The sequence below is a fragment of the Acrocarpospora sp. B8E8 genome, assembly GCF_039871605.1.
GTDB lineage: Bacteria > Actinomycetota > Actinomycetes > Streptosporangiales > Streptosporangiaceae > Acrocarpospora > Acrocarpospora macrocephala.
The window spans coordinates 1-5,201 of the sequence record NZ_JBDPLV010000158.1; the positions used below are offsets into that span (position 1 = coordinate 1).

The 5,201-nt window shown below is 68.5% G+C and carries 6 protein-coding genes; 2 read left to right on the top strand and 4 right to left on the bottom strand.

Annotated elements, in window-relative coordinates:
• Positions 1 to 614: 614 nt before the first annotated feature.
• Positions 615 to 1,838: an ROK family protein gene (locus ABGB08_RS54080; protein ID WP_347608240.1), complete on the bottom strand. Its 1,224-nt coding sequence runs from the start codon at positions 1,836 to 1,838 to the stop codon at positions 615 to 617.
• Between the two features lie 57 nt (positions 1,839 to 1,895).
• Here ABGB08_RS54080 and ABGB08_RS54085 point away from each other — a divergent pair, with 57 nt between their 5' ends.
• Together ABGB08_RS54085 and ABGB08_RS54090 are read left to right on the top strand one after the other, a co-directional pair.
• On the top strand, positions 1,896 to 2,537 hold the full coding sequence (locus ABGB08_RS54085; RefSeq protein WP_347608243.1) for an HAD-IA family hydrolase: 642 nt from the start codon (positions 1,896 to 1,898) through the stop codon (positions 2,535 to 2,537).
• Positions 2,530 to 3,060 carry an MFS transporter gene (locus ABGB08_RS54090; RefSeq protein ID WP_347608246.1) on the top strand — a complete coding sequence of 177 codons (531 nt, stop codon included), beginning with the start codon at positions 2,530 to 2,532 and terminating at the stop codon, positions 3,058 to 3,060. The genes ABGB08_RS54085 and ABGB08_RS54090 overlap by 8 nt, the downstream gene beginning before the upstream one ends.
• 411 nt (positions 3,061 to 3,471) lie before the next feature.
• Here ABGB08_RS54090 and ABGB08_RS54095 read toward each other — a convergent pair whose 3' ends face one another.
• From ABGB08_RS54095 to ABGB08_RS54105, 3 genes are all read right to left on the bottom strand, one after another.
• Positions 3,472 to 3,735, bottom strand: a complete 264-nt coding sequence (locus tag ABGB08_RS54095) for a hypothetical protein (protein ID WP_347608249.1) — start codon at positions 3,733 to 3,735, stop codon at positions 3,472 to 3,474.
• Entirely contained in the window at positions 3,728 to 4,150 is a 423-nt protein-coding gene (locus ABGB08_RS54100; protein ID WP_347608252.1) for a hypothetical protein, read from the bottom strand. Before ABGB08_RS54100 ends, ABGB08_RS54095 begins: the two co-directional genes overlap by 8 nt.
• A 613-nt stretch (positions 4,151 to 4,763) precedes the next feature.
• Positions 4,764 to 4,955 (bottom strand): hypothetical protein, encoded by a 192-nt coding sequence (locus ABGB08_RS54105; protein WP_347608255.1) that lies wholly within the window; start codon positions 4,953 to 4,955, stop codon positions 4,764 to 4,766.
• Positions 4,956 to 5,201: the final 246 nt, after the last annotated feature.

Consider the following 5,201-nt stretch of genomic DNA (forward strand, 5'->3'; position numbering starts at 1 on the left):
GGGTACGGCTTGCGCTCGGTCACCCGGCCATCCCAGCACATCCGAGCCCACCGACCGGCGGTAACGCTACAAATCCATACGATCACACTGCGACATCACAGGCATATGCTCGCGGAACGCACTCTGAAGGCCTTCGCCCCAGCTGCCACGGGGTGGCGCCGCCCGCTGCACGCGATGACTGACCCTTCACCGCGGCCGGCTTCCGGATCGCTGGTATCAGCGAACCGGAGCCCGCGCCGGGCGCTCTGCTATGAGCTCGCGTTATGAGGACGGTTCGGTGACGACGACCTCACGCAGCTGGGCGGACGGCTGGAATGGAGGACATGCCGTTGCCACGCCCCTTTCGCCGTCGCGCCTTCCGTTCTCTGCCCGTGCCCCCGTTCGTTCCGCCGCCGGCACTTCGGACTCCCCGGGGGCGGCGTGGTGGATCTCCCTGGCCGTGATCCTGGTTGGTGGCGCGGTAGGCGGCACGCTGTGGTGGCTGCTGGCCGATCTGGCAGCCCAAGCACCCCCGGTCTCCGAGCCGGCGGGGCAGCCTGCTGCACCCGGTGGCGGGGCGGCCCGTGGGACACCGGCAGGGTCCGGTGGAGCGTGGAGACGTACAGGGCAGGTCGTCAGGCGCTGGTGATCTGGTGGGTGCGCCAGGTTCGCAGGCCCTCCGTGGTGAGAAAGGCGTCGAAGACCATTTCGGCGGTGCCGATGCGCGGTGCCGCAGCGCCGAGGCAGGACGACACGATCAGGGCCGGGCTCTGACGCCGGAACGCCATGAGCGCCTTCTCGCAACCCGCCGCCACGGTCTGGGGGGCCGCCTCGTAGAGCTGGGCCCCCAGACCGGACAGGGTCACGGCCTCGGGGTCGTGCGCGTTGACGAGGGCCCCGATCCCCCGGCCGAATGCCCGCGCGATCGTCTCGACCGCCCGGCCGCTCGCCGGGTCGCCGCCGGCCGCCTGGGCGATCAGCCGCTCGGCGTGGTCGAGCCGCCGGTCGACCGGGATGTCCTGGTCGAGGTGCCGGATCAGCGCGTTGGCCCCCACGTCGAGGTCCCAGCATCCGCGCGAACCGCAGGCGCACGCCTGGCCGGGGTCGCCCGCCAGGGGCAGGTGGCCGAACTCCCCCGCCATGCCGCGCGCGCCGGTCAGCGGACGTCCTTCGACGACGAGCGCCCCGCCGACGCCGAGGGAGACGTGCAGGTGCAGGCCGACGCCGACGCCGCGCAGAGCGCCCCGCCGCGCCTCGGCGAGTGCCGCGAGGGTGGCATCGTTGCCGAGCCGGACGAGGGGGTGGCCGTCGAGCCGCAGCAGGGAGACCAGGTCGACGTCGTGCCAGCCCAGGTGGACCGCGTCCACGACGCGGCCGTCACGCACACTGGCCGGGACCGAGATGCCGATGCCCACCACCCGTCCGTCGAGCTCGGCCATGCGCCGCCGTAGCGCGCCGGACAGTTCGGCCAGCACGTCGGTGGCGAGCCCGGCGGTGTGGTGGCGGCATTCGAGCATCTCCGACGCGCCGCCGAGCGCGGCGGCCGTGATGGACCAGGAGTCCTCCCGCAGATCGGTGGCGAGCGCGATCGGCCCTCGCGGGTGGGGCCCGACCAGGTGGGTCGGCCGTCCGCGCGCCCGGTCGGCCAGCGGCCGTTCCAGCACCATCTCGGCGGCGGCCAGCTCGCTCATCAGGACGGTCGCGGTGCCCCGGGCCAGCCCGAGCTCGCGGGTGAGCTGGGAGCGGGTGAGTTCTCCGCCGCCGGCGTGCACGGCGCGCAGCAGCCGGGTCAGGTTGTGGAGCCGCAGCTCGGTGCTGGTCGTGGGCGCGTGCACGCCTCCCATTGTGGCAGCCGTCATCCCCTGATTATGCTCTTGCCTAGAACAAAACATTGCCCCCTGTATGGCGAGGTGCTCGTGCGCGACTTCTGTGCAGTGCTGTTCGACCTGGACGGAACACTGGTCGACTCCGACGCCGCGGTAGCCAGGGCTTGGGCAGCCTGGTCGGTCAAACGCGGCGTCGACCTGCAAGTGATCATGAAAGTCTCTCCGGGACGACCAGGGTTCGAGACGATCGCCGAACTGGCCGTCGGCCTGACCCCCGCCGAAGTCGTCGCGGACTCCGAGGAGAACCTGCGTCTCGAGGAGGCCGACCTCGACGGCGTCACGGCGATGCCGGGAGCCGTCGACCTGCTCACCTCCTACGACGATCTCGGCGTCCGCTGGGGCATCGTGACCTCGTGCCCCCGCCCGCTGGCGCTGGCTCGGATAGAGGCCGCCCGGCTGCCGCAGCCCCCGGTCCTCGTGACCGCCGATGACATCGACCAGGGCAAGCCCGATCCGGCCTGCTACCTCCTGGGGGCGAAACTCCTGGGCGTCGACGCACGGCACTGCCTGGTGGTCGAGGACGCGACGGCGGGCGTCCGGTCCGGGCAGGCCGCGGGGATGGCGGTGGCGGGGGTGCGCGGTGTCGCGGGCGCCGACCTCGACCTCGCGAGCCTGCGGGACCTGACGACGGTCGCGGGCCGCTGTGCACACGAACACCGCGTCGATGCCTGAGCGATCTGCGGACTCCCGCGCCCGGGTGGCGCTGTCAGTGTTCTACGGGCTGGCCGGCGTGCTCAACGCGTTGTGGGTGGCGACCCTGCCCGCGGTCGACGAGCGGCTCGACCTCGGTCCGGGCCGGATCGGCACGCTGCTGCTCCTGCTGGCGGTGGGCGCGCTCGCCACGATGCCGATCGCCGGCCGGGCGGCCGACCGGTGGGGCAGCCGCCGGCTGCTCCGGGTCGCTGCGCCGGTCTGCGCGTTAGTGCTGTGCGGGGTGGCACTCGCGCCGTCCTACGGGGTTTTGGCCGTCGCCGTGGTGCCGTTCGGGGCCGCCACGGGCGCGGTCAGCATCGCGCTGAACGTGCACGGCGTCGAGGTGGAGGCCAGCCTCGGCAAGCCCGTCATGGGGAGCCTGCACGGCGTGTGGAGCCTGGGCGGGGTGATCGGCGGCGCGGTGATCACGGCGGTCCTGGCGGTGGGTGCGGACGTGCGGACGTTGATGGTGTCCCGCTCGAAATTAGGATTCTGCGCTTGAGCTGGGCGTTCTTCCGTGTCAAGCAGCGTTGCCGTACTGGCTGATCAAGCCGCCGAGGACCGGGATGCGCCGCACTCGCCGTACATCCAGGCGGTCGCCAGCCAGCGGCGTGTCCGACGGAGCCTCTGGCGGGCATTGCCGTAGCGATTGATGCGGCCGGTGCGAGTTGTAGTGCCGGGCGTACTCGTTCAGCACCACTCACAGGTGGGCTTGGTTGTAGATGAGCATTGCGCCTGCCGAAAATGTCATCCACGCAGGTCATCCGGCTTGCCGGTTCCGCCACGATCGTCTCGGCGGACTGATCCACGAGTATTCCCAGGTCGCATAAAGTGACACGATTCTCGGCACCTACACGTTGTAGAACGTCTCGAACTCGCCATGGACAGGCTTTCGCAGGCGCAGAGTTGTTTCTCAATCCAGCCAGGTGACGCGAACGATCAGCACCAGATGCAAGTGCTCGGCGACGATGAAGTGCAGAAAACCGCGGCCGCCGAACAGATCGAGCGTTCGCAGTCCTCCTCCGTGCAGGGGACCTCTGCCCGCGTTGGTCGCGTCCCGCCCCAGGATCACCAGCTGGCCGGCCAGCCGCTCGACCTCCGCGATGACCAGTGTGGGCAGCCCTGAGGCGACCTGTTGTTCGTCCGGGTCGTACTCCCAGGCCCAGGTTTCACTCACTGGTGGCGTCACGGCGGGCGGCGTCGGTGATCTCCCGGATCTCGGCCATGGCCGCTGTCACCACCTGCCGATCGGTGGCGGCGGCGACCTGCTGCTCCAGGTCGCGCAGGCGAGCGGCTTTGGCGGGGTAGCGGTGAATCGCCACGAACTCCCCCCACTGCGCCAGGAACCCGTGCAGCGGCGCGACGGTACTCTGTCGTGCGGCCTGCTCCGTGGCCTGATCGAGATGCTCGACGAACTGCCTCAGGTAGGCCGGCGCGATCTGAGCCACCGCAGCCCGCAACGCAGCCGTCGTCAGCGGCGGACGAGGGATGAGCGCCTGGCCCTCGTGATGCGGGGTGGACACGGTGACCTCCAACCTGGTTACGTCCCCACCGTACCGCTGGTCGATGACGCCCTCCAGAAACCCGGCCAAGGAAGTGAGGGCGTGAATAATTGGCCCCCGCACGCTCCACTGCGTGCCGATCACTGATCCAGCGCAATTGGCCGGCTTGAACGTACGTCGGCGAGACCGGCTCGGCGGAGTCGTCCACGAGTACTCACGTGCGGCTTGAACTGCATGGATGAGATTATCGGCAGGCGCAAAGACCGAGCGCGCACGATACTGATCGAAGAGATCCCTCGCAGGTGCTGTTGCGTATCGCCTCTGCTTGACCAGGAGCCGGCCAGGAATCGCGCTAACCTCGCACAACCGAGCCGGCAGACCGACCGAGGACCGTGAGGACGGTGCATGATCGGACCGTGAGGGTTATGCCGTAGCGCAAATGGGCCAGCGACATCCTTTGATCATCTGCGCACACCCGGGGTCTGGGTGCGCAGAGAGTCCGGTCGCCCGGCAGTCGCATCACGAACCTGCCATCGGACGAAACCGCAGGCCAGAGCCAGTGAAACAATTTTCGGCACGCACACGCCTGGCCGCGGCCCAACAGCGCAAGCCAGCCGAACACCCGAATCATGATCATGTATAGGAGGCGAAGAGACACAGACCGCGATCCTCCCCGCGCCACCTCATCACGTCAAACCGCAGCTCAGCCGCTATGCGACAAAGTATTGAAGCGGTACAGGGTGGACGCCCGTCCCGTTTGTAAGGCCATGACCTGGGAGATGGCATTATCGGCAGGCGCAGAGATCCGGATCAGTAGGCGGTCGTCCGGATCGGGCATGAGGTGTATCCGCTGGTGAACATGGTCGTGTAGTGGCGCTTCGATCGTCTTTTCCACAAATTAATCTTCGACATCCTTGAAGCAGGTAACATCATCCCGATATTCCTCTGTCTCGAATTCCGAGAAGTCGCCGCACGTACGCGGGTTCCATGGCCCACCTGCATAGATAAGGCTGTAGCAGGGCTGAATGCGTTCTCACATCGTGAGACCGAGAGCGATCAGTGGGTGTTCGAAGTTGTCGCGTGCCCATCGGGTTCCATCGGCGATGTTGGTGAAGTTGAGCAGGCGTAACGCGCCAATCGC

Excerpts from the sequence above, each read along its gene's own strand:
- ABGB08_RS54080 (WP_347608240.1), bottom strand. The coding sequence starts at position 1,838 with ATGACGGCTGCCACAATGGGAGGCGTGCACGCGCCCACGACCAGCACC.
- ABGB08_RS54090 (WP_347608246.1), top strand. The coding sequence starts at position 2,530 with ATGCCTGAGCGATCTGCGGACTCCCGCGCCCGGGTGGCGCTGTCAGTG.